1 rRNA gene is annotated in these 1,366 nt (G+C 54.8%); it reads left to right on the forward strand.

The features are described 5' to 3' along the window. A 23S ribosomal RNA gene (locus tag KNP92_RS15610) occupies positions 1-1,353 on the forward strand; the annotation flags it as partial. Between the last annotated feature and the right edge of the window lie 13 nt (positions 1,354-1,366).

Below are 1,366 nucleotides of genomic sequence, written 5' to 3' on the forward strand. Positions count from 1 at the left end.
GAGCTGTGACGTGGAGCCCGTAGGGCGAAGTACCGGATTTCACGCTGCCAAGAAAAGCCTCTAGTGAGGAGGTCGGCGCCAGTACCGTAAACCGACACAGGTAGGCGAGATGAGAATTCTAAGACGCGCGGGATAACTCTCGTTAAGGAACTCGGCAAAATGGTCCCGTAACTTCGGGAGAAGGGACGCTTATGGCAACATAAGCCGCAGTGAATAGGCCCAAACGACTGTTTAGCAAAAACACAGGTCTCTGCTAAATCGCAAGATGAAGTATAGGGGCTGACGCCTGCCCGGTGCTGGAAGGTTAAGGGGATGTGTCATCGCAAGAGAAGCACTGAACCGAAGCCCCAGTAAACGGCGGCCGTAACTATAACGGTCCTAAGGTAGCGAAATTCCTTGTCGGGTAAGTTCCGACCCGCACGAAAGGCGTAACGATTTGGGCACTGTCTCAACGAGAGACCCGGTGAAATCATAGTACCTGTGAAGATGCAGGTTACCCGCGACAGGACGGAAAGACCCCATGGAGCTTTACTACAGCCTGATATTGAGGCTTTGTACGCGATGTACAGGATAGGTGGGAGTTTGTGAAGCCGGAGCGCCAGCTTCGGTGGAGACACCCTTGGGATACCACCCTTTGCGTATAGAGTCTCTAACTCGCAGCCGTGACCCGGCTGGAGGACCGTGTCAGGTGGGTAGTTTGACTGGGGCGGTCGCCTCCTAAACAGTAACGGAGGCGCCCAAAGGTTCCCTCAGAATGGTTGGAAATCATTCGAAGAGTGCAAAGGCAGAAGGGAGCTTGACTGCGAGACCTACAAGTCGAGCAGGGACGAAAGTCGGGCTTAGTGATCCGGTGGTTCCGCATGGAAGGGCCATCGCTCAACGGATAAAAGCTACCCTGGGGATAACAGGCTGATCTCCCCCAAGAGTCCACATCGACGGGGAGGTTTGGCACCTCGATGTCGGCTCATCGCATCCTGGGGCTGGAGTAGGTCCCAAGGGTTGGGCTGTTCGCCCATTAAAGCGGTACGCGAGCTGGGTTCAGAACGTCGTGAGACAGTTCGGTCCCTATCCGTCGTGGGCGCAGGAAATTTGAGGAGAGCTGTCCTTAGTACGAGAGGACCGGGATGGACGCACCGCTGGTGTACCAGTTGTTCCGCCAGGAGCATCGCTGGGTAGCTACGTGCGGACGGGATAAGTGCTGAAAGCATCTAAGCATGAAGCCCCCTCCGAGATGAGATTTCCCTTTGAGCAATCAAGAAAGACCCCTCAGAGACGATGAGGTAGATAGGTCATGGGTGGAAGCGTGGTGACACGTGGAGCTGAATGATACTAATCGGTCGAGGCTTTGATCTAGTCTAATGGTTTG

It is taken from the genome of Exiguobacterium sp. s122, from assembly GCF_018618475.1.
GTDB classification, from domain to species: Bacteria; Bacillota; Bacilli; order Exiguobacteriales; family Exiguobacteriaceae; genus Exiguobacterium; species Exiguobacterium himgiriensis.